Below are 23,585 nucleotides of genomic sequence, written 5' to 3'. Positions count from 1 at the left end.
ATTCTTAAAATACTGTCGCTTCTTCCAGCGTAAACTTGACATTATCCTCAATCCACTTGCGGCGTGGTTCGACCTTGTCGCCCATGAGGACATTGACGCGGCGTTCGGCGCGGGCCAGGTCTTCGATAGTGACACGGATGAGGGTGCGGGTGTCAGGATTCATGGTCGTCTCCCAGAGTTGGTCGGCGTTCATTTCACCGAGCCCTTTGTAGCGCTGAAGCATGGCTCCCTTACCAAATTTGCGGCGCAGGTCATCCAGCTCGCCATCGGTCCAAGCATACTCAACAACTTCGCTCTTGCCCTTGCCCTTGGACATCTTGTAGAGAGGCGGCAGGGCAATATAGACGCGTCCAGCCTCGACCAGCGGGCGCATATAGCGGTAGAAAAAGGTCAGCAGCAAGGTCTGGATATGGGCACCGTCGGTGTCCGCATCGGTCATGATGATAATCTTGTCATAGTTGGCATCCTCAAGGGTAAAGTCTGTACCAACACCTGCTCCAATTGTGTAGATCATAGTGTTGATTTCTTCGTTCTTGAGAATGTCAGCCATCTTAGCCTTGGCAGTATTGATAACCTTACCGCGCAGAGGCAGGATGGCTTGGAACTTACGGTCACGGCCTTGCTTGGCAGAGCCACCTGCAGAGTCTCCCTCGACCAGATAGAGTTCGTTCTTGGCTGGATTCTTGGACTGGGCCGGGGTCAGCTTACCAGAGAGCAAGCCCTTGTCTTTTTTATTCTTCTTGCCATTGCGGCTTTCGTCACGCGCCTTGCGGGCCGCTTCCCTAGCATCTCTGGCCTTGATAGCCTTGCGGATGAGATTGGAAGCCAGTTCGCCATTTTCCAAGAGGAAGAAAGTCAGCTTGTCAGAGACGATAGAGTCCACAGCAGGACGAGCCAAAGGGCTGCCCAGCTTGTCCTTGGTCTGTCCTTCAAACTGCAGGTGCGCCTCAGGGACCAGGATGGACAGGACAGCAGCTAGCCCCTCGCGGTAGTCCGACCCTTCCAGATTCTTGTCCTTTTCCTTGAGTAGACCTGTTTTTCTGGCATAGTCGTTCATGGCCTTGGTAATAGCGGTCTTGAGCCCCGTCTCATGGGTACCGCCGTCCTTGGTGCGGACGTTATTGACAAAGGACAGGATATTATCGGCGTAGCCGTCGTTGTACTGGAGAGCCACCTGGACTTGGAAACCACTCTCCTCGCCCTCGAAATAGAGGACAGGAGTCAGGGTTTCCTTGTCTTCATTGAGATAGCTGACAAAGTCTTCAACACCATTCTCATAGTGGAACTCTACTTCTTCGCCAGTCCGCGCATCGGTCAGCGACAGTCGGACATTCTTTAGCAGGAAGGCTGATTCCTTAAGCCGCTCAGCAATAGTGTTGTACTTGAAGTCCGTCGTTGAAAAAATCGTATCGTCCGGCATGAAGGTCACTTTTGTTCCAGACTTGGACTTAGGTGCTGTGCCGATTTTCTTGAGCGTAGTGACTGGTTTTCCGCCATTTTCAAAGCGTTGCTTGTAAACAGTCCCATCCCGCGTGATTTCCACTTCCAGCCAGCTGGACAGGGCATTAACAACAGAGGAACCTACACCATGGAGACCACCTGAGGTCTTATAGCCACCTTGACCGAACTTACCGCCAGCGTGGAGAACGGTGAAGATGACCTCAACCGTGGGAATGCCCATAGCGTGCTTGCCGACTGGCATCCCGCGTCCGTGGTCTGCGACAGTCAGACTTCCGTCTTTGTTTATCGTCACATCGATTCGGTCACCGAAGCCTGATAGGGCTTCATCGACAGCATTGTCCACAATTTCCCAGACCAGATGGTGGAGTCCAGCTCCATCGGTCGATCCGATATACATCCCTGGACGTTTGCGGACCGCATCCAACCCTTCTAATACCTGAATGGCATCGTCATTGTAATTGTTAATATTGATTTCCTTTTTTGCCACAAGAACCTCCTAATGATTCATCTTTTCTATCTTACAAGTTTTTGGCAAATATTGCAAAGATTTTTTTGAAAAAACTGCTGATAAGGACTGATTTTACACGAAGAACAATCCAATATCCGAGTAGACATTTCCTGCTATAAATTCTATCCTTTTCTATTGTAAGAAAGCGAAATAATGGTATAATAAAATCATGATGAACACGATAATTGGATTAATACTAGCATACTTACTGGGCTCTATTCCGACTGGGCTTTGGATTGGGCAAATTTTCTTTAAAAAGAACCTAAGAGAATACGGCAGCGGCAATACCGGAACGACCAATACTTTCCGTATTTTGGGAAAGACGGCTGGGACGGCTACTTTTGCGATCGACTTTCTCAAAGGAACTGCAGCGACCCTGCTGCCTTTCTTTTTGCATATTGAGGGAGTTTCGCCACTTGTCTTTGGCCTCTTGGCTGTGATTGGCCATACCTTTCCTATCTTTGCTGGCTTTAAGGGCGGCAAGGCAGTGGCAACCAGTGCAGGGGTTGTTCTGGGCTTCTCACCAGCATTCTTTGTCTATCTGATTATCATCTTTGCCAGCATCCTCTATCTGGGGAGTATGATTTCTCTGGCAAGTGTGCTCTCTGCAGTCATCGCTATCCTGTCTGCCCTGCTCTTTCCTCTAGTTGGCTTTATACTGCCTAGCTATGATCTCTTCTTCACTCTGATTATCATTGCGTTGGCTTTGATTATTATCCTCCGGCACAAGGACAATATCCAACGCATCAAACAGAAAAAAGAAAATTTAATCCCTTGGGGCTTAAATATCACACATCAAAATCCTGAGACTAAGAAATAAAACGGAAGTGAACAACTTCCGTTTTATTGTGTCTTCTAACTAGTCTTCTTTATGACTTTTCTTGATTCCTGCCAATCCAAAGAATCCTAAAACCATACCAACTAAGCTCAGGGCAACTGTTGATTCGCTGCCTGTCTGTGGCAGTTCTTTAGCCGCAGGATCCTTAGTGAAGGTCTTGGCAACATGAACTGCTACTTGCTTGGTTTGATTTGGCGTGTTGACCAGTGGCAGTGGAGCTGACTGTTTTGCAGGATCAGCTGCTTTAGCACCAGCTGGGTAGGAAGCTGCATTAGCCAGATCTGTTCCTTGCTTGATTTCTTCAATATCTGTGTAGCCATCACCGTCTGTATCCTTAGTGGATGAAATAGAGATAGCACGTGAGTTTGGATTGATAACCGCATAGGCTGTCAAATCAGCTTTTGCCAGATAGTCTGCGAAAGCCACATCCATAGATGGTCCTTCCTCGCGAGGGCCACCCAGCATGGTATAGCCGTCACCACCAGCAGCCAAGAAGTCATTAGTCGTCAGATAGTAGGTCTTATTTGGATCAAGAGGCTCATAAACACCCGTTTCTTTGTTCTTAATCTCAATGTGAAGAACACGCTGATTAGCCGGTAGAGTGGTATCATAATAGACTTTAGCTCCAGAGATTTGCAGGTAACCACCGCTTGGTTCTAGCAAGGGTTGTCCGTTCTCATCCAGCACAGGCTTGCCATCTTTTTCCTGAAGAATAGAGCCTAGAGATTTGGCAAACATATCTGCGATATTTTGACCAGTCACCTTGATTTGTGAAATAGTGTTCCCAAAAGGCAATACAGCGATAACATCTCCCTTGGTGATTGGCTTGTCTTTAGCAATAGTTTCGCGCAGACCGCCGCCATTAGTAACAGCCAAGTCTGTTTTATTGGCAAAGCCAGTTTGACCATAATCGTAGAGAGCATCGGCTACGACATTACCCAGATTGGTTTCCCGAACGCGGACATTTTCACGATCGCCATTAAGCTCTACAGGGCTGTTTGCAACGATAACCTTAGCATTATCTGCGTCGTACCTAGCTTTAATCTTGCTGACCATGTCTGCTACAACTGGGTCTGGAGCGACTTTCTTAGCTGTTTCAGCAGGGATTTGCTGAGGATTTCCTAGAAGTTGATTGGCCTTGAAAGTTACTTTTCCGATATTGTGAAGATAACTACCGGTCTGGTTGTAAGTAACATTATCACCATAAGTCGTAGACTCTACTGTGTGGGAGTGGCCGTCAATAACGGTTACACGCTTACCTTTGAGCTTAGGATTTTTAGAAAGAGCTTCAGCCAAGGTTGAACCGCGCCACTCTGTCGGTGTGGTCGTGTCAACACCTAAGTGAGCTAGAACAACGTAGTTTTTGTAGTTCTTTCCTTCTGCCGCTGCGCGTGCTTCGATTTCGTCAATAACCCGATTAACCTCTGTAATTGGATCAGTGAAGGTCACGCCTTGGATGTTTTTAGGGTGAGTTTTTGTAGCAGTTTCTGGTGTTGTTACACCGATTACCACAAACTCATCACCCTCAACCGCTGGGTCCTTGTCCACAATGGTAGATGCTTGGAAAACCCGAGCATTGTTGGCGTAGGTGTTAGAACTGAGAAGTGGGAATTTAAGAATTTCCTTGTATTTCTTTGCCTCATCCAGACCAAAGTCAAACTCATGGTTCCCGACTGCCATAGCATCGTAGCCTATTTCATTGAGGATTTTCGCTCGTTCTTCCCCTTTTGAGCTATTGGAAATTGGCAAGCCTTGGAAGGCATCACCTGCATCCACGACTAGCACTTTAGGATTTTTAGCACGCTCTTCCTTGATAACAGTTGCCAGCTTGGCATCACCGATAACGCCTTTTTCCTCTACGATACGACCGTGCACATCATTTGTATGAAGAATCGTAGCCTCTGGCAGATTTTCAGACTGGGCTGGTGCTGCAGCTGCAGCGGCTTCTGTCGCAGCTGGAGCAGCTGTATTCTGACTATCTGCTGGCTTTTCTTCTGCTGAAGCTGCTGGAGCAGTTGGTTGCGCTGCAGAAGCTGTCTCAGCAGCTGGCTGATTGGTCAACTCAGCCTTTGCTGGCTCTGGACTAGCCTGAGCCTCTTCTGCAGAGACTTGATGGGCCAAAAAAGCAGGTGCCAAAAGCACTGTCGATAGAACAGGTAAGATGAAAAATTTCTTCTTCATATAACGAACACTCCTCTTTATTATTTTGTTATATTATACATCTTTTTGACTCAAAAAGGAACTAAACCGCTACTATTTCAACAAAAATTCGGTTTTTCAGAAAATTACTAGAAAATTTTCTGTGTTAAAAAAGACCCTGAAATTCATCAGAGTCTAATCTGCATTATCCTTTAAAGACAACTTCCCCATCACAGATGGTAAACTTCACTTGGCCTTTAAGCTTTTCACCAACAAAAGGTGAATTGGCTGCTTTAGAGGCAAAATGATCAGTCACAAGTCTATCTGCTTCTGGGTCAAATATTGTCAAATCGGCTGGACCATCCTGAGCAATAAAGCCAGCATCAAAACCATACAACTGAGCTGGATTAAAAGTCATTTTCTCTAAAAGTTCCATCAAGCTCAGATGACCAGCCTCAACCAAGTAGGTCAGTCCCAGAGAAAGCGAAGTCTCAAGACCAGTCATACCAGAAGGTGCTTTAGTGATGTCTTCTACATTTTTCTCGTCAGCATGATGTGGAGCATGGTCCGTCGCAATGACAGAAATGACACCAGACTTGAGCCCCTCAATAACCGCCAGACGGTCCGATTCTAAGCGCAGAGGCGGATTCATCTTAGCATTGCTGCCCTTGGTCAATAGCAGAGCTTCTGTTTTAGAGAAGTGTTGAGGTGCTGCTTCAGCGGTGACTTGAGCGCCTAGCTTCTGAGCGAATTCCACCACCTTTACACTCTCAGCCTTGGACAAATGCTGGATATGCACATGAGCCTTTGCATCATAAGCAATCATGACATCGCGTGCAACCATGCTATATTCGGCCACACCTGTCGCGCCGCAGATATGAAAATGCTCTTTGGCGATATGCTCATTGAAACCGAGTATGCCGTTGAGATTTGGGTCTTCCTCGTGCAAGCTGATAAAAGTGTTATTTTTACGTGCTTCTACGAGCGCTTTGCGGACAATGCCAGCGTCGGTCAGCGGAATACCGTCATCAGAAAAACCTACTGCACCAGCTGCCAAAAGATCTTGGAAATCTGTCAGATGCTGTCCATCAAAATTCTCTGTGATTGTCGCGACCGACTTGATATGGATATTTTCACGACTAGCCGAGTCCAGCACTTCCTTCAGAGTTTCAACTGTAGAAATGGTCGGATTGGTATTGGCCATCATAACAACAGTCGTAAAGCCACCTGCTGCTGCTGCCAAAGCCCCCGTATGAATATCTTCCTTATGAGTCTGGCCAGGCTCCCGGAAATGCACATGTATATCCACCAAACCCGGAGCCACAATCAAACCACTGGCATCAATGACTTTTGCATCTTTCGCCTGCAAATCTTGACCGATTTTAACAATCTTTTTCCCATCAACCAAGAGGTCAGCAATTTGGTCAAAACCAGTCTTAGGATCCATAACTCGTCCGTTTTTGATTAATAGCATCGTCTTATCTCCTTATTCGTAAAAGTCTACCTGCGTATCCAGCAGTTTATCCCCGTCATAAACAAACTTTGCAGAAAAGAAAGGCTTGTCTTCTAAAAGCCACTCAACAAAGGTATGATCGCCTTCCCAGGTTGGTTTAGATAAAACCTGATCATAGGGCACCCATTCTAAAGTCCCTTCGTTGCAGTCAATCAGTTCCCCCTCGAACTCAGTCACCTTGAAAACATAGGTGTACCAGTCCAAATCGGGAGTAAACTCTGGAAAAGTGATAACACCTTTAAGAACAGGCTTGGCCTTTAGACCTGTTTCTTCTAGAATCTCGCGCGCCGCACATTCCTGCGGAGTTTCTCCTCGCTCTAGCTTGCCACCAACACCAATCCACTTCCCAGCATGAACGTCGTTGGGTTTTTTGTTGCGGTGCAGCATAAGAAACTCTCGGCCATTATCGATATAACAAATCGTTGCTAACTGAACCATATTACCTCCTAAGATAACCAATTGATAGGTTCTAAGCCCTTAGCCACTAAGAAATCATTGGTACGAGAAAAAGGTTTGCTACCAAAGAAACCACGATAAGCAGACAGCGGACTTGGGTGAGCCGACTCGATTATCAAATGTTGAGGATTGCTTATCAAGGCTTTTTTCTTGCGGGCGTATGAACCCCATAGGATAAAGACGACTGGATCAGACTTTTCATTGACTACCTTGATAATAGCATCTGTAAAAGGCTCCCAGATTAAGCCGGCATGCGCATTGGCCTGGCCAGCAGGCACTGTCAGACCAGCATTGAGCAAGAGAACACCCTGCTGAGCCCAGGAAGTCAAATCATGCGACTCTTTCACTCCGATATCATCAGCCAGTTCTTTGAGAATATTCTGCAAAGAAGGCGGAGCTGGAATGTCATCAGGTACCGAAAAACTCAAGCCTTGTGCCTGTCTCGGTCCGTGGTAGGGGTCCTGCCCCAAAATAACCACCTTAACATCTGCTAAATCTGTCGTCTGAATCGCATTAAACACCTTTTCCCGAGGTGGGTAAATGGTCCCCGAAGCATACACTTCGTCTAAAAAATGATTGATTTTTGCAAAATAACCTTCCGGCAGCTGCTCCTTAATCAAAGCGTGCCAAGCTGAATGCTGCATATATGTCTCCTCTCATTTCCTTCGATAAAATTCTCTTACCTAATCCACCTAAGCGCTCTTCTTAGTTCTGCTGTACCATTTTCCAGAAAACAACGACCATGAGCTAGGATGATTTTTTCTGGTTGCCAAGCCAGCATCTGCTCTAGACATTCTTTGGCTTCTTTTTGATGACCGATAAAGGTCATACGGTAGTCAATAGGCGTCTGGCCGTCCGGAGCTGCAACACGAACCAATTTATAAAACTTGCTGCGAAGCGAACTCGGAAAACGCTCTGTTTCAAAATTCTCAATCAAATCTGTCAAAATCAAGGTTTGACTGTCCTTATGAAAAAAGACAACTTCCTCAATATAAGCACTTCCCTTGAAAACCAACTGATCTATCTGACCTGCCCAAGCTTCAGGAGCCTCATCGGTCAGCCTTTCATTAAAAAAGACTGGGATTTTCTGCTTGGCCGCTCTCTCTTCAACTCCTGGGCTAGACCAAGCAATTGCCTCAGGATAACGCTTCTTCCAGTCAACTATATAGGCATAGTGAATCTTATTAGGTGAAATGAGATGTGCGACTGGTCCCAAAACGTCTAACTGGTCAAACAAGGCTTGATTTGGCTGGATTGGTGAATGACACCAGAGCTGACCATTTGCTAACTTGATAACAGTCATGCGGGTAGAAAAGGGCAACTTTGTCACTACCGCATCCATCTCAATCAAATCACCGTTGACAATCCAAATATTCTCAGCAATAGGCTTCAAGCTATAAAGCGGTTCATAGATAGGAACAGGTCTTTTCATTCTAAAGACTCCTTCTTTCTAGTCCAAAAACGACACTTTCCTAGGGATTGTGGGTACTGAGATAAGCCCACAGCAGACAGAATCAAAATCTGTGGCAAAAACTGAATCAGATAACGCGTCTTTCCTCCCTCGAAAATCTGCAAAAAGAGCAGGCCGCCAAAAACAGCTAAGGATAGAAAATTCAGCTCATCACTAGAGCGATATTTCCAAAGAGCAAAGACAAGTCCTGCTGCCATGACAATCCAAACCACCTGCTTAGACAGCGAGAAATAGACAAATTCTGACTTGTCAGTATTCAGGAAGAAGTCACGGACAAACTGAGTAAAAGAATTATTCTTCGTATCTTGGTAAAAAGGCGATATATAAGGCGTCTTTTCATTTTCGACACTGCGGTAGAGCCAGCCCAAATCTCCTTCAGCTACAGTCAGAGACTGCTTATGGAAGAGATGATGAGCTAAAGTCAAAGGATTATATTCACTTAAGCGCCGCTTGATTTCCTTAATAACATATTCCTTGGCAAACATGCCATTGTTATAGTCATACTGCTTATCGGGCTCAATATACTGCAAGAGCCCTTCTTTCATATCTTCCTGATTGTGGCCATTGAAGGTCAGACCTAGATTGATAAAAAGCAGGGGACCTTTTGCCAATCCCTCTCCCTCCATAATCGGCACTTCCGTCTGATGCTTGGACCAGTAATGCAGCGGGGCATAGCTAATCGCAAAACTGCAAGCAAAAACGACTAGTGTCAGAAAGAACTTCTTCCAATTCTTCTTGAAAAAGAGAACTCCGAAGACAGCTATCAGTAGAATCATTACTGTTGGCCTAAAGAAGAAAGCTAGACTAGTCATTAGCCCAAGCAAAATACTGCGCCAAACCAGTTGTCGACTGATTTCCTCTCCCTTCAGTAATCCAAGAACTAGGAAAATCTGCAAACTAATGAAAGGCAGGGGCGGAATATCCGTATACATTGAAAAGAAATAAGGAGAAAAGCCCAGTAAAAGCACATAAAGACTAAAGACAGCATCTGCAGCCTTTTGGGAAAAATACTTTTGGCAACCCTTATAGAGAATCAAGGCCGTTACGTTAGTATAAACAATATTCAAGGCCTGCATGACCCATAGACCAGATTCTCCAAATACATTAAAGAAAAAACGCTCGTAGAGAAATAGTGAGACATTGTTAGGATTCCGGGTCAGATAGCTGGAAATGGAGCTTTCTTTCAGAGTTTTGAAAGCCCCTGTAAAGACAACTGCTGCATCCCGCCTAATCAAAAGCTCTGCCGAAAAGAGCATAATCAGCTGAAAAATAAAGGCAGCTAGCATAATAAGAAGTTTATGCTTCATCAGCCAATGATAAGCTTTTTCTAGCAAATGCCTATAGCGATAGGCCAGATAAGCTAAGCCAGCAAAGGCAATCATAGCTATACTATTCAGCTCTGCAACATGCCAGATGGCAATCAGAAACCAGTGAACAGCCGTAACCAGCATAACTTTCTGTAATATCGAAAAGGATAGATGATAAATCTTAGACATAGCTCTATTATACCAAACACCGAGACTTTAAGCCATTTTAAAAGGCAATACAAGGACGTTTTACTGAAAAATGACCTGAATAAAGTCAGATCATTTTATTTCTGTTCAATCTAAGCCTGCCAATTTTCTTGGTCATGCTTAAATTTCTCAAGCAATGCCAAACCCTCAGGACTGACATAACCTTCTGCTTCAGCCAGAGTGATTAGCTCAGTGTAGTTAGATAGGGTTACTAATTTCACACCCGCTTCATTAAAGTTCTTTTCTGCTTTTGGTAGCTCATAGGTAAAGATAGCTGCTGCGCCAATCACATCTGCACCTTCACGTTTAGCAGCAGCGATAGCATCCAAGACCGAACCGCCAGTTGAGATCAAGTCCTCAACGACAACCATCTTCTGCCCAGGCGCTACGCGACCTTCGATTTGATTGCCCGCTCCGTGATCTTTTGGTTTGCTGCGGATATAGGCAAATGGCAGGTTCATCTTATCCGCGATAATGGCTCCATGAGGAATGCCTGCTGTCGCAGTTCCAGCAATGACTTCTACATCTGGAAATTCCGCCCGAATCTTTTCGACGAAACCATCTTCAATCAAGGTTCGAGTCTCTGGATAAGCCAAGGTCACACGGTTGTCCGTATAAATAGGTGACTTGATACCTGATGCCCATGTAAAAGGTTCTTCTGGCTTCAAATACACAGCTTTGATTTTCAATAAATCACGCGCAATCAATTTTGCTAAAGTCATTTTTTGCTCCTTATAAATTTGAATGTTTATGATGCTATCAATTTTGTATATTGATTTAATTCGAATTCCTTGTTTTGCCTAACTATTCCACTGCTTCTTAATCTCGTGGTAGGCATCCCAAGGATTTTCAGCTTGGATAATCGGACGGCCAACTACAATATAATCACTGCCTATTTGATGGGCTTCCTGCGGAGTCATGACCCGTTTTTGGTCGCCGATTTCTGATCCAGCTGGCCGAATACCCGGCGTCACACAGAGAAAGTCATTTGCAGTTGCCGCCTTAATCAGTTCAACTTCTTGAGCCGAACAAACGACGCCATCCAGACCGGCTTCTTTGGCCTTCCGAGCGTAGTTGACAACAGACTCCTGAACCGTAGTCTGGATATTTTGGCAATCACGCATATCTTCTTCGCTGGTCGAGGTCAGCTGAGTCACCGCAACCAACTTAGCCTTATCCCCCAAGACCTTCTTGGCTTCGCTCATCATCTCTACACCGCCTGCTGCATGGACCGTCACCATGTCGATACCAAAAGTTCCTAAGACAGACATGGCTGAGCGCACCGTATTGGGAATGTCGTGCAGTTTCAGATCCAAGAAAATGCTGTGTCCAAGACCTTTCAGATAATGAACGATTTCTGGACCGATGGCATAGAAGAATTCCATACCGATTTTGACATAGAGTTTTTCATCTTCCGGAAAATGCTCCAAGAAATCTTTGACATCGTCAAAAGATGGAAAGTCGAGGGCGATAATAGGCCGTTCTTCACGCATGAGGGGAAAATCTCCTTTTAAATTATTATCTTCAAAAAAGTCCATTAGGCATTTATATCTCAAAAATAACCTTCACATTAGGCTCAGAGACATAGAAAAACCTTGCCTGAGAGCAAGGTTACACGAAAATGTGGCAGTATTTGCCATTCAAACGTATGTACCTTAGTAGCCTCTCTGGACTTCTTTAAAGGTTATATTTAGTTCATTCTATAATTTCACAGCAGGATTGTCAAGTAAAAATGTAACTTTAAAGCAAATTCTCTCGAACTTCTTTTCGTAAACTTTCAAGACTTTCGATGCCGTATTTATCCATAACCTTAGGCAGATCTTCAATGATGGTCGGGCAGGCATATGGATCCGTAAAATTGGCAGTTCCCACTCCAATAGCTGAAGCGCCCGCTATAAACATCTCCAGAGCAGCCTCCGCCGAATCAACTCCCCCCATACCAATGATGGGAAGTTTGCTTGCTTGCGCCACTTGACGGATCAGCTTGAGCGCTACAGGAAAGACAGCAGGGCCAGACATGCCACCAGTGCCATTGGCGATAATAGGCTTGCGAGTCTTCAAGTCAAATCGCATACCTACCAAGGTGTTAATCATGGTAAAACCAGCAGCACCAGCATCTTCAACAGCCTTAGCTACCTGAGTGATATCAGCCACACTCGGAGTTAATTTGACATAGACAGGTACTGCAGAAGCATCTACTGCTGCTTTGGTTGCTTCGTAAGCCAACTCCGGAACTTGACCAATCAACAGTCCAGCATTTCCATGGTCAACATTAGGACAGGAGATATTGAGCTCAATAGCCTTAACATTGGGGGCTTGAGAAATTTTCCCAGCAACTGTGGAATATTCTTGATTGGAAAAGCCCGCTACATTAGCAATGATTGGCAGATCGGGGAAATGTTTTTCCAACCAAGGCAGTTTTTCAGCTAGAACAACCTCAACACCTGGATTTTGCAGGCCAATTGCATTGAGCATCCCAGCTGGCGTTTCTGCCACACGTGGAGTGGGATTGCCAAAGCGGGGGTCCAAAGTCGTAGCCTTTATCATGATAGAACCCAACAAATCCAAGTCATAGTACTTGGCATATTCTTGACCGAATCCAAAGCAACCTGATGCTGGAATAATTGGATTTTTCAGGTCCAAGCCTGGCAAGGAAACCCTTAAACGTTGGTCACTCATTCTTTTTCCCTCCTAGACAATAATCGTGCCCGTCTCAAAGACCGGACCGTCTTCACAAACGCGCTTATTGACCGACTCGTCCTGACCTGCCACATGAACGACGCAGGCATAGCAGGCGCCCATGCCACAAGCCATACGGGATTCCATAGAAAGATAAGCATGCGGATGGTCCTGAAACTTACGATCGACATACTGGAGCATGGCTGGCGCTCCACAGGAATAGACAGCAGCATAGTCTTGGGGCAATTTATCTACAACTGCTGATACATAGCCCTTGCGACCATAGGAACCATTATCCGTCGTAACAATGACCTCAGCGTATTTTTTCATTTCTTTTTCTAAAATAAGAGCAGCTTTATCAGCAAATCCCAATACAGCCGTCACCTGAGCACCCTTGGCATGCAATTCTTTAGCAACCTCAAGCAGAGGTGGAACACCAATCCCACCACCGATAATCAAAACTTGGTCACCTGACCTTACAGGGGTCAAATCAAAACCATTTCCCTGAGGCCCCATAACATCAAGATAAGAACCAGCAGGAAGTTGAGAAAAAATAGCTGTTCCGCCGCCTTCTATCCGATAAATAATGCGACAAGTCAGATTGTCTCGGTCAATCTCTGCGATTGAGATAGGCCGGCGCAAAAGCTTGCTTTCATCTGGTACCCGAATATGTAAAAACTGCCCAGCCTGCATCTGAGCAACCATTTGTCCCTTTAGAATCATGGAAAAAATATTAGGCGCAATTTCTACTTGCTCAAGCAGCTCCATCTGCTCCAGCATAATCTTGCCAAATCTCTTTTTACAACTGTCACTAACCATGACAACCTCACTTTCTACAAGAAAAACCTCGCCGCAGCAAGGTTTCGCAAAAAACAAGGCAGCCAACTGCCTCTTATACCGTTTTTCCTACCTTACAGCCTCACTGGACTTGATTAAAGGTTAAATTGTAAACATTATATCGTTAGAGATGAGGATTGTCAAGACATAAAAATATTAGACTTTTCATGTCTCCGACTTATCACAGCCTTACCAGTCCTTGTCAAATTCACTCTTTGCATCCGCAAGACGAAAGCTGCCATCCTCCTGCCTCTTGAAAATCAAAGACACCCTATCCAATTTTCGTTCAGATTCAGAACGACGAGCAATCAAATAATTCGCTTGCAGTGATAAGGGACTATAATCTGTATCATTTCCGGAAATATTAGTATATGAAGGTAGGCCAAATCGATCAACAATTTCTTGATAAGTCATTCCTCCTTTGCCATGATTTCTATCACCTACTATCAATGTATCCATATCTTCTGGCTTCCAATTAAAAACAAATTCATCTTTGGTAGCTGAAAGATAATTACTGTCATTTAAAAACATTGCCATTTTATTTGTCAAATAGTACTTCTCCCCATTAGAATCAAGAGAAGTAAAACTTAAACTTATCTCCTGAGGATGTCCCGACGAACCATATCTCGGAACATCTACAATTCTTGTCTTATAAGTCAGAATCAATCCGTTGTCGATAAAACTTACGCCTGAACCCTTACCATATTTCGCAACAACTTCTTCTAAAGTTGGATTAGAACTCAACTCTCCAGGTTTTCCCATTTTTAGTTCTACAAAATTATCTAATGTCCAGTTAAAAGAAAACTTTTTTTGTACTATCTCAACAATTTTCATCCTAAGTTCATCCTGTTTTCTGTACATTTCTGATTCATCATCTTGCTGAGTAGTAGAGCTTTCTCTACTAACTGACGAAACTGTCTTATTATATTTGTACTTAAGGTTAGCTTTAGGAATCTTTTGAGAAAAATAATAGACCCCAAAGAACAAAGCAAATAACATGCTCAAACAAAGAAGAATAAAGGTCGAATTAATCGATTTTTTCTCCTCCTGTATGGCCATCATGGTAAGTTCTTCTCTTTTTATCTTTTGTTGTTTATAAAGTTCTTTTTTTATATCTCTAAATGAATTGGCATCGTGTTTTTTCATGCTATTCTTTCTCAAGTTAGTCTTCTCCTTTTTATTTAGTTTACTGGCTTTGTTTAGAAACTAAACGCCACGATCCATCTTCTTGCTTATAAAATTCTAAATTAACAGTTTTCAATTCATCTGGAAATCTCCATCCCCTTGGATTGTTATAAGTAGTCTGCATCTTAAGTTGATTGTCCTCTCCCAAAATCGTCTGATACAGCGGCAAACCAACATTTGAAACAATCTCATCATACACCGTACCTTTGTCAGTACCTTCTCTAGCACCAATAACAAGACTATCTATATATTCTTGTGTCCATAAAAAGTTTCTATTAGGATTTTGATCCACCTTAATTTCATCACTTGCAAGGTTAGAATGGTACTTGGAAATGAGCTTATAGACACCATCAAATTCAGCAAAGGTTAAAGAAACATAACCAAGAGCACCATCCTTCTCTTTCCAAAAAAGACGAATATGCTTTTGAATTTCATTATTTGATGAAAAATCAATCCACGAACCAGCTTCAACAGGTCTTCCAAATTCTCTTAAAACATCTTCCAAGGCCGCTCCGCCTTTAGCTTTGTCCATGGGTAGAGAAACTGCCTTGTCAACCGTCCAAAGAAAGGAACCACTTTTTTCTGGAGGAACTGTAAGACTTTCAGCGAATTTTTTTACTTCAGTCTTCTTATCCTCTAATTTTTTTGATGGTGAAATAATCTGACTTGACTGGCTCACCGGTTGCTTAGATTTAGTCTTTTGCGATATAGAAAGCATCAAAAAAACTGCTCCAACGATAGAAAAGCCAATAATGGCTAATAGAACGAATGGTAAGAACTTAGACTTAGATGTCTCCTTCTCTAACTCAAGAGCAATATCTTCAAAAGAATCTTCTTTTCTCTTCATAACTACTCCTTTTACACTCTAAAAATCATCATATCACGAATAACTTGAAATTGCAAAACCTGTTTCATTATAAAAGACTTGATAAAATCGCTCTATAATTCCGATAAGAATAAACTTTAAAAATGTCACTATATCCAATAGAATTTCTTTTACCATCTGTCCATTTTAATAAATTCAATCATAAAACCTTACTAGCTTTCATTGATTTATTGGGAAAAAATCCCCAGTTTGTGATAAAATAGTCCTATGAGAATTCAACAGTTACACTATATTATCAAAATCGTCGAGACTGGCAGCATGAACGAAGCTGCCAAGCAGCTTTTCATTACCCAGCCTAGCCTATCTAACGCTGTACGGGATTTGGAAAATGAAATGGGTATCGAGATTTTCATTCGCAATCCCAAAGGAATTACCTTGACCAAGGACGGCATGGAGTTTCTTTCTTATGCCCGGCAGGTTGTTGAGCAGACGCAACTTCTAGAGGAGCGATACAAAAACCCTGTCGCCCACCGCGAGCTTTTCAGCGTGTCTGCTCAGCACTATGCTTTTGTAGTCAACGCTTTTGTCTCCCTGCTTAAAAAAAGCGATATGGAGAAATACGAGCTCTTTCTGCGGGAAACTCGGACTTGGGAAATTATTGACGACGTAAAAAACTTCCGCAGCGAAATTGGCGTCCTCTTTCTCAATAGCTACAACCGCGATGTCCTATCCAAGATGCTGGATGACAATCACTTGATTGCCACTCATCTCTTCACAGCGCAGCCCCATATCTTTGTCAGCAAGTCCAATCCGCTGGCCAAGAAAAAGCTGGTTCAATTATCTGACTTAGAAAACTTCCCCTACCTCAGCTACGACCAAGGAACTCACAACTCCTTCTACTTTTCCGAGGAAATTCTCTCTCAGGAGCACCATAAAAAATCTATCGTCGTCAGCGACCGCGCGACCCTCTTTAATCTTTTGATTGGTTTGGACGGCTACACAATTGCAACCGGTATCCTCAACAGCAACCTCAACGGAGATAATATCGTGTCAATCCCACTGGACATTGATGATCCGATTGAGCTGGTCTACATCCAACACGAAAAAGCTAGCCTATCCAAAATGGGAGAACGCTTCATTGAGTATCTGATTGAAGAAGTGAAGTTTGATAAATAAACTGCAAAAAAACACCCGAAAAAGCTTTTTCAGGTGTTTTCGCTATTGTTTCAACTTCCCCATCACTTCCCCTATCTTACCCTCAATGACTAGATCTGCCTGGCTGTCTTGAGGGATGCTGGTCTTGTTGATGACAACCAAATGCTTACCTGCAAAATACTGGATGAGGCTGGCTGCGGGATAGACGACTAAGGAAGTCCCGCCGATTATCAGCAGGTCTGCTTGATGGATAGCTTGAGCTGCCTGCTGGAAAACTTCCATATCTAGCGGTTCTTCATAGAGAGTCACATCTGGTTTGACAATGCCACCACAGTCAAGACAGTGAGGAACGGTACCCTTCAAAGCTAGAAAACCGGCCAAATCATAGAATCGCTGACAATTCAGACAGTAATTTCTATCCGCACTGCCATGAAGCTTGAGAACCTTTTTCGAACCGGCCATTTCATGCAAGCTATCGATATTTTGAGTCACCACAGCCTTGAGCTTGCTCGTCTTCTCCAAGTCTGCCAAGTAGGCATGTGCCGCATTGGGCTTGGCATCCGGATAGAGCAGGTACTTCTTGTAAAAGTCAAAAAACTCCTGCGGATAGCGCTCAAACATAGTGTGAGAAACCAGCTGCTCCGCTGTAAAGTGCCGTCCTAGCTTGACGCTGTATATCCCATCTGAACTGCGAAAGTCTGGAATATTGGACTCCGTCGAAACACCCGCACCACCGAAAAAGACGATATTTTGACTTTGGTCTATCAATTCTTGCAACCTTGCAATCTTATCCATCCTGCTACTCCTTATAAGAGACTTTCTATGACCGCATTTGCTCGGTCGAAGTAAAAAGGTTCCCTCTGATAAACTATGCCTGTCTCCTGCGCCAAATCAATCAGAAGCTCCATAAAGTGCTGAGATGAGAAACCTGTCGTCCTGTGCAATTCTTCCTCATCGAAAGGCTTGATAAGATGAGCCAACGGATTGCGGACTGACTTTTCTAACTCTCTTAGTTGCCGTGCTGATTCTTTGACAGATTCGGGCAAATGCAACTGCAAAATCAGCTCCGTCAAACTAGAAGAATTAACCGTGCTTTCCGCATGAAAATTTTGCAGGACAGGATTATCAGAATGTCGCATCTTTTCAAACTTCCAACGGTCGTAACTAGCCCCTCGCGAATTATGAATATAGCAATCAATATCCGGTATTTGCTTTCGAATCAGCCGCATAAAAATCCGATAAATAGCCGGACTGACAGCTCGGATAAAATCAGTCAGCTGCTCATTTCTTAGCTTGGCTTCCAGATCATAAAGGTAATTGACTAGCTGCTCATCCGCTTCATTTTCATGGCAAAAAAGCTGAAAATCAGCTAGGTTAGACCCAATGATTTCCAACTTTAGATTCATCATAGATTGGATGTTGAGCTCTCTTCGCTCCGCTAAAGCCTCAAGAAGAAGGACCAAGTCAGACTGGACACTGCTTCCTGCTCGCTCAGCTAGTTTATGAGCATAAGCATAGTCATAGCGGGAAATAGCAAAGAGAATAGCTTCTTTGACATCTAATTTCATGCTTCTGCAATCAAGGTTTCCAAACCAACCTTCATCATATCGGTGAAGGTATTTTGGCGCTCTTCTGCTGTCGTATCCTCTTCAGGATTGACCAAGCTGTCAGAAATAGTCATGATAGCAAGAGCATCCACATGGTATTGAGCAGCCAAGTAGTAAAGTGCCGCAGCTTCCATTTCCACTGCCTTAACCCCCCACTTACCAAGTTCGATGTTCTTTTCAAAGTAGTTTGAATAAAAGACATCCGACGATAAGACATTCCCAACATGAGTTGTCATACCAAGATCTTTGGCGATATGGTAGGCCTTATCTAGTAAATCAAAGCTAGCGATTTGCGGAAAATCATACTGTGGCCAGTCATTGCGGATGATATTGGAGTTAGTTGCAGCCGACTGAGCCAAAACTAATTCACGGACATGCACATCAGCATTCAGCGAGCCCGCTGTTCCGACACGAATTAGCTTTTTCACACCGTAATCAACAATCAGCTCACGCGCGTAGATAGAGATTGAGGGCATTCCCATTCCAGTCCCCATAACAGAAACACGATGTCCTTTATAAGTACCAGTGTAACCGAACATATTGCGGACTTCATTGAAGCAAACAGCATCTTCTAAAAAGTTCTCAGCGATGAATTTGGCCCGAAGCGGATCCCCTGGAAGTAGAATTTTATCCGCAATTTCACCTGCCTTAGCAGAAATATGAATAGACATAGTTAAGATACCAAACCCGTCAAAAGCAAAGGGAAAATAGGAGATGGTCGCAGTGAGCGATGCTCGCAAGACCATCTATCTTTTTCCCACAGCTTTTAGGGTGGGTTCAATTCCTTTCTTTCTTAATTTTAATATTCCATAGAAAGACTAGCCCGAGTTCAATTCAAACTCAGATGCCCTTCCTTTCTGTGTTTATTTGAAAGATAGTTTTTCGCTCGTGTTCAAATCTGAACACACTCTAGCTTTCTTTAGTTTAATGATTTTATCGGCTAGATAGAAAGGCTGTTCCGGGTTTAATTACCAACCCAGACACTACGCCTTTCAACATTTTTTTACAATTCAGCAAGCGTTTCTTTAAGCAGTCGTTTGAAATCACCCTTGACACGTTCTGTTACTTCAACCACTTCCTCATGATTAAGCTCTTCTTGGAAACCAGCAGCAAAGTTTGTAATGCATGAAATTCCAAGGACTTTCAAACCAGAATGTGCTGCTACAATCACTTCAGGAACAGTAGACATGCCGACTGCATCCGCCCCAAGCGTCTTATAAGCACGGATTTCTGCTGGCGTTTCATAAGTTGGTCCAGTTACACCGATATAGACACCCTCATCCAGCTTGATGTCGAGCTTATCAGCAACTTTATGAGCGACGGCACGGTATTCTGGAGTGTAAGATTTAGACATATCAGGGAAACGTGGACCAAATTCATCCAAGTTTTCACCGATCAAAGGATTTTGACCAGTCATATTGATGTGGTCGGTGATTGCCATAAGTGTACCAGGGCCATAACCGATACCACCGGCAGCATTGGTCACAATAACACCTGTCGCACCAAGAGCCTTCATCACACGTACGGGGAAAGTAACGATTTCTAAAGGATTTCCTTCATAGAAATGGAAACGACCTTGAAGAGCCAAGACTTTACGTCCTGCCAAGTCTCCATAGACTAATTTCCCAGCGTGACCAACAACAGTTGAGCGGCCCCAGTTTGGAATATCCGCATAGTCAAGACTAACGGCATTTTTGATTTCAGAAGCCAACTCTCCCAAACCAGATCCCAAAATCAGACCAAATTCAGGTTCTGTCATACCTTTTTCTTTTAAGAAGGCTGCTGTTTCTTTGATTTTTTCTGATAAGCTTGTCATAAAATATTTTCCTCACTCTCTTATAATGCTTATACCAATTTGTCCAAGAAGCTTTCGCCAATCATCGCCTTGTCCACTCCGAAGTTTTCAGCAACGGTAGCTGAGATATCCGCAAAGTGTCCGACAGGAATATGACCATGACCGCTCAGCGATTTTCCGAAGACCAAGAGCGGAATGTATTCACGAGTATGGTCGGTTCCAGCATAGGTTGGGTCATTACCATGGTCAGCAGTAATCATGAGCAAATCATCTTCACGCATGTTTTCAATGATTTCTGGGATTCGAGCATCAAACTCTTCCAAGCAGTCACGGTAGCCATGTGGATCACGGCGGTGACCATAAAGAGCATCAAAGTCTACTAGGTTGGTAAATGAGAAACCTTCTTTGAAGTTTTCGTCTTTGAGAGCCTTGACCAATGTATCTACACCATGATTGTTAGACTTATTGTGTCCCATATCATGATTGATTCCAGCGCCGTTGAAGATGTCATTAATCTTACCAACAGAATAAGTGGCAATTCCAGCTTCATTGAGCCTATCAAGAACAGTTGGATTGAACGGAGAAACTGCATAGTCGTGACGGTTGGCTGTACGAGTAAAGTTGCCTGGCTCACCTACATAAGGACGAGCGATAATACGTCCCAGAAGCGCAGGGCGTTCCAAGGTAATAGAGCGGGCGAATTCACAAATACGATAAAGCTCTTCCAAAGGAATCACTTCTTCGTGTGCCGCAATTTGCAATACTGGGTCAGCTGAGGTGTAGATAATCAGCTCGCCTGTTTCCATCTGACGAGGGCCAAAGTCATCAATAACTGCTGTACCAGAGTATGGCTTGTTAGCCTCACGAATGACCTTGCGACCAGAAAACTCTTCAATCTGAGTCAGGATTTCTTCTGGGAAGCCATTCCAGAAAGTATCAAAAGGCTCAGTAATATTAAGACCCATGATTTCCCAGTGGCCTGTCATCGTGTCTTTTCCAAGAGATACTTCTTCCAGTTTGGTATAGTAACCGCTAGGATTTTCTTCTTGAGGAACTGTCTTCAAAGGAGCAGGACGCTCGATATTTCCCAAACCGATTTTAGCCATGTTTGGTACATTCAGTCCTACCGTTTTGGAAATATGTCCCAGAGTATCTGAAGCACCATCTGGTACCCCTGCATTGACAAAGTTATTGGCATCTGGTGCAGCACCGATACCAACTGAGTCCATAACTACCAAGTGAATACGATTAAATTTTGGCATAAAATACCTCTTTCTATTTATTGGCCTCTAAAACTTGAAGACCTGATTTTCCAGCAACAATGACCTTGTCTACCATTTGATTAAACAATCCATGCTCCACTACTCCCACAACATGATCAAGTTCTTGTGCAAACTCAACTGGATTTTCAATCACACCCAAATCTAGGTCAATGATAAAATTCTTCATATCTGTAACAAAGCGTTGACCATCTTTCTGACGAAAGGCTGGTTTGTAACCTGCACGTTCAAAGCGACGAAAAACTTGCTCTGCACCATACTGGACAACTTCGACCGGAAGCTTAAAAGCTCCTAGCTTCTCAACTAATTTACTCTCATCAACTACCCAGATATAGTGCTTGGTAGGCACCGCTACGACTTTCTCCATGAGAAGTGCGCCACCACCGCCCTTGATACCGTTAAAAGTGGCGTCAACCTCATCAGCACCATCAACTGTCACATCAACAAAGTCAACTTCATCAATGGATTTGAGCGGAATACCTAAACCTTCCGCCTGTTTGCTAGTGACACTGGAAGTCGTAACAGCTGTAATCTTCAGTCCTTCTTCTTTTATACGACGGCCAATCTCTTCGACAAAATAATAAGCGGTCGAACCCGTCCCGAGACCAACTATCATCCCGCTTTGGACAAATTCAGCAGCCTTGATTCCTGCCAGTTTCTTTAGATTTTCCATAGCACCTCCTCGAATCACACTACTTTTATTATATCATGATTCTCACTAACATGAAAGTGTTTTCTTTACCAGACTTAAATTTCATTCCTTTGGCTTGATAATCGAAAGCCTTGCTCCTCCTTGATTTTTGCGTTACAATTAAGGTAATTGATTTTAAACACAAGGAAAAATACAGTATGATTACCAGAGAATTTGATACAATCGCTGCGATTTCTACGCCTCTTGGCGAAGGGGCTATTGGTATCGTCAGACTAAGCGGGACTGACAGCTTTGCTATTGCCCAAAAAATCTTCAAAGGGAAAAATCTAAGCAAAGTGGAAAGCCACACGCTCAACTACGGCCATATCGCCGACCCTCAAAATCAGGAAATTCTGGACGAGGTTATGCTTGGCGCTATGCGCTCTCCCAAGACCTTCACACGCGAGGATATCATCGAGATTAACACCCACGGCGGAATTGCGGTCACGAATGAAATCCTGCAGCTGGCTATCCGCGAGGGTGCTAGAATGGCTGAGCCTGGTGAGTTTACCAAGCGGGCTTTTCTCAATGGGCGCGTAGATTTGACTCAGGCTGAGGCCGTTATGGACATCATCCGAGCCAAGACCGATAAAGCTATGAACAACGCTGTCAAGCAGCTGGATGGCTCCCTCTCCAACCTTATCAACAATACCCGGCAGGAAATTCTCAACACACTGGCTCAGGTCGAGGTCAATATTGACTATCCTGAATACGACGACGTGGAAGAGATGACGACCAAGCTTATGCGAGAAAAAACAGCTGAGTTCGAGGCACTCCTGAGCAACCTCCTCAATACTGCACGACGAGGTAAGATTTTACGCGAAGGCATTTCCACAGCTATCATTGGCCGACCTAATGTTGGCAAGTCCAGCCTGCTCAACAATCTCCTGCGCGAGGACAAGGCCATTGTGACTGATATTGAGGGGACGACTCGGGATGTGATTGAGGAGTATGTCAATATCAAGGGTGTGCCGCTCAAGCTCATTGATACAGCAGGAATTCGGGAAACCGATGACCTTGTAGAACAAATTGGAGTTGAGCGCTCTAAAAAAGCTCTGCAGGAAGCAGACTTGGTCCTCTTAGTTCTCAATGCCAGCGAGCCTCTGACAGACCAGGACAGACAATTGCTCAAAATCAGTCAAGATAGCAATCGCATCGTCCTGCTTAACAAGACTGACCTTGAGGAAAAGATTGAGCTGGACCAGCTACCAACTGATGTCATCAAGATTTCCGTCCTCCACAATCAAAATATCGATAAAATTGAAGAACGCATCAATCAGCTCTTCTTTGAAAATGCTGGTATCGTTGAACAAGACGCCACCTACCTGTCCAACGCCCGCCATATCTCCTTGATTGAAAAAGCCCTAGAAAGCCTACAAGCCGTCAACCAAGGCTTGGAAATGGGTATGCCGGTAGATCTTCTCCAAGTCGATATGACCCGCACCTGGGAAATCCTCGGCGAAATCACTGGTGACGCCGCACCAGACGAACTCATCACCCAACTCTTCAGCCAATTTTGCTTGGGGAAATAGAGAACAAAAGGACTGATTTACTCAGCCCTTTTTATGATGAATAAAAACACAACAACACAGCTCTAAAACAGTCAAGAAAATAAGCGTCTCAAGCGTGA

22 protein-coding genes are annotated in these 23,585 nt (G+C 44.0%); 3 read left to right on the top strand and 19 right to left on the bottom strand.

Features of this window, described 5'->3' with window-relative positions:
• Positions 1 to 4: 4 nt before the first annotated feature.
• Positions 5 to 1,948: a DNA topoisomerase IV subunit B gene (parE, locus tag O3620_RS09450; RefSeq protein ID WP_002918953.1), complete on the bottom strand. Its 1,944-nt coding sequence runs from the start codon at positions 1,946 to 1,948 to the stop codon at positions 5 to 7.
• Between the two features lie 190 nt (positions 1,949 to 2,138).
• On the opposite strand from parE, the gene plsY reads away from it, so the two are divergent.
• Entirely contained in the window at positions 2,139 to 2,789 is a 651-nt protein-coding gene (gene plsY / locus O3620_RS09445) for a glycerol-3-phosphate 1-O-acyltransferase PlsY (RefSeq protein WP_125356877.1), read from the top strand.
• 39 nt (positions 2,790 to 2,828) lie between these two features.
• Here plsY and nt5e read toward each other — a convergent pair whose 3' ends face one another.
• The 12 genes from nt5e to O3620_RS09385 form a co-directional block, all read right to left on the bottom strand.
• Entirely contained in the window at positions 2,829 to 4,988 is a 2,160-nt protein-coding gene (nt5e, locus tag O3620_RS09440; RefSeq protein ID WP_371601680.1) for a cell surface ecto-5'-nucleotidase Nt5e, read from the bottom strand.
• Between the two features lie 163 nt (positions 4,989 to 5,151).
• Positions 5,152 to 6,420, bottom strand: coding sequence for a dihydroorotase (locus O3620_RS09435; RefSeq protein WP_002918950.1), 1,269 nt, complete (start codon positions 6,418 to 6,420; stop codon positions 5,152 to 5,154).
• Positions 6,421 to 6,432: 12 nt separating this feature from the next.
• Positions 6,433 to 6,897, bottom strand: coding sequence for an 8-oxo-dGTP diphosphatase (locus O3620_RS09430; RefSeq protein ID WP_002904550.1), 465 nt, complete (start codon positions 6,895 to 6,897; stop codon positions 6,433 to 6,435).
• Positions 6,898 to 6,905: 8 nt separating this feature from the next.
• Entirely contained in the window at positions 6,906 to 7,559 is a 654-nt protein-coding gene (locus O3620_RS09425) for a uracil-DNA glycosylase (protein ID WP_002918949.1), read from the bottom strand.
• 35 nt (positions 7,560 to 7,594) lie between these two features.
• The gene (locus tag O3620_RS09420; protein ID WP_002918948.1) at positions 7,595 to 8,347 is read right to left on the bottom strand and encodes a DUF4336 domain-containing protein; all 753 of its coding nucleotides are present in this window, start codon (positions 8,345 to 8,347) and stop codon (positions 7,595 to 7,597) included.
• Positions 8,344 to 9,882: a glycosyltransferase family 39 protein gene (locus O3620_RS09415; RefSeq protein ID WP_002918947.1), complete on the bottom strand. Its 1,539-nt coding sequence runs from the start codon at positions 9,880 to 9,882 to the stop codon at positions 8,344 to 8,346. Before O3620_RS09415 ends, O3620_RS09420 begins: the two co-directional genes overlap by 4 nt.
• A 110-nt stretch (positions 9,883 to 9,992) precedes the next feature.
• Positions 9,993 to 10,622, bottom strand: a complete 630-nt coding sequence (gene pyrE, locus O3620_RS09410; protein ID WP_002918946.1) for an orotate phosphoribosyltransferase — start codon at positions 10,620 to 10,622, stop codon at positions 9,993 to 9,995.
• A 78-nt stretch (positions 10,623 to 10,700) separates the two neighbouring features.
• Positions 10,701 to 11,393, bottom strand: a complete 693-nt coding sequence (pyrF, locus tag O3620_RS09405; RefSeq protein WP_002930580.1) for an orotidine-5'-phosphate decarboxylase — start codon at positions 11,391 to 11,393, stop codon at positions 10,701 to 10,703.
• 247 nt (positions 11,394 to 11,640) lie between these two features.
• On the bottom strand, positions 11,641 to 12,579 hold the full coding sequence (locus tag O3620_RS09400) for a dihydroorotate dehydrogenase (protein ID WP_002918944.1): 939 nt from the start codon (positions 12,577 to 12,579) through the stop codon (positions 11,641 to 11,643).
• Positions 12,580 to 12,591: 12 nt separating this feature from the next.
• Positions 12,592 to 13,398 carry a dihydroorotate dehydrogenase electron transfer subunit gene (locus O3620_RS09395; protein WP_032913100.1) on the bottom strand — a complete coding sequence of 269 codons (807 nt, stop codon included), beginning with the start codon at positions 13,396 to 13,398 and terminating at the stop codon, positions 12,592 to 12,594.
• 207 nt (positions 13,399 to 13,605) lie between these two features.
• Positions 13,606 to 14,562, bottom strand: a complete 957-nt coding sequence (locus tag O3620_RS09390; RefSeq protein ID WP_002900275.1) for a hypothetical protein — start codon at positions 14,560 to 14,562, stop codon at positions 13,606 to 13,608.
• Between the two features lie 40 nt (positions 14,563 to 14,602).
• On the bottom strand, positions 14,603 to 15,448 hold the full coding sequence (locus tag O3620_RS09385; RefSeq protein ID WP_002900274.1) for a hypothetical protein: 846 nt from the start codon (positions 15,446 to 15,448) through the stop codon (positions 14,603 to 14,605).
• Positions 15,449 to 15,694: 246 nt separating this feature from the next.
• Here O3620_RS09385 and O3620_RS09380 point away from each other — a divergent pair, with 246 nt between their 5' ends.
• Entirely contained in the window at positions 15,695 to 16,603 is a 909-nt protein-coding gene (locus tag O3620_RS09380) for a LysR family transcriptional regulator (RefSeq protein WP_002897493.1), read from the top strand.
• A 42-nt stretch (positions 16,604 to 16,645) separates the two neighbouring features.
• On the opposite strand, the gene O3620_RS09375 is transcribed toward O3620_RS09380, so the two are convergent.
• From O3620_RS09375 to rpiA, 6 genes are all read right to left on the bottom strand, one after another.
• A complete protein-coding gene (locus O3620_RS09375) occupies positions 16,646 to 17,377 on the bottom strand; it encodes an NAD-dependent protein deacylase (RefSeq protein ID WP_371601679.1) in 732 nt (243 codons plus the stop codon).
• An 11-nt stretch (positions 17,378 to 17,388) separates the two neighbouring features.
• The gene (locus tag O3620_RS09370; protein ID WP_049552777.1) at positions 17,389 to 18,150 is read right to left on the bottom strand and encodes a hypothetical protein; all 762 of its coding nucleotides are present in this window, start codon (positions 18,148 to 18,150) and stop codon (positions 17,389 to 17,391) included.
• Entirely contained in the window at positions 18,147 to 18,860 is a 714-nt protein-coding gene (deoD, locus tag O3620_RS09365; RefSeq protein ID WP_371601719.1) for a purine-nucleoside phosphorylase, read from the bottom strand. Before deoD ends, O3620_RS09370 begins: the two co-directional genes overlap by 4 nt.
• Positions 18,861 to 19,192: 332 nt before the next feature.
• Complete coding sequence (locus O3620_RS09360) at positions 19,193 to 20,005, bottom strand: purine-nucleoside phosphorylase (RefSeq protein WP_371601678.1); 813 nt, start codon at positions 20,003 to 20,005, stop codon at positions 19,193 to 19,195.
• Between the two features lie 29 nt (positions 20,006 to 20,034).
• Positions 20,035 to 21,246 carry a phosphopentomutase gene (locus tag O3620_RS09355; protein WP_371601677.1) on the bottom strand — a complete coding sequence of 404 codons (1,212 nt, stop codon included), beginning with the start codon at positions 21,244 to 21,246 and terminating at the stop codon, positions 20,035 to 20,037.
• 13 nt (positions 21,247 to 21,259) lie between these two features.
• Positions 21,260 to 21,937 (bottom strand): ribose-5-phosphate isomerase RpiA, encoded by a 678-nt coding sequence (gene rpiA / locus O3620_RS09350; protein ID WP_371601676.1) that lies wholly within the window; start codon positions 21,935 to 21,937, stop codon positions 21,260 to 21,262.
• A 176-nt stretch (positions 21,938 to 22,113) separates the two neighbouring features.
• Between rpiA and mnmE the strand changes: the two genes are divergently transcribed.
• Positions 22,114 to 23,487 (top strand): tRNA uridine-5-carboxymethylaminomethyl(34) synthesis GTPase MnmE, encoded by a 1,374-nt coding sequence (mnmE, locus tag O3620_RS09345; protein ID WP_371601675.1) that lies wholly within the window; start codon positions 22,114 to 22,116, stop codon positions 23,485 to 23,487.
• Positions 23,488 to 23,585 lie beyond the last annotated feature (98 nt).

This window comes from Streptococcus sp. 27098_8_134 (genome assembly GCF_041431675.1).
Classification (GTDB): Bacteria; Bacillota; Bacilli; order Lactobacillales; family Streptococcaceae; genus Streptococcus; species Streptococcus sanguinis_R.
The sequence above is the reverse complement of the archived record's forward strand: the minus strand, read 5'-3'. Positions and strand labels throughout refer to the sequence as shown.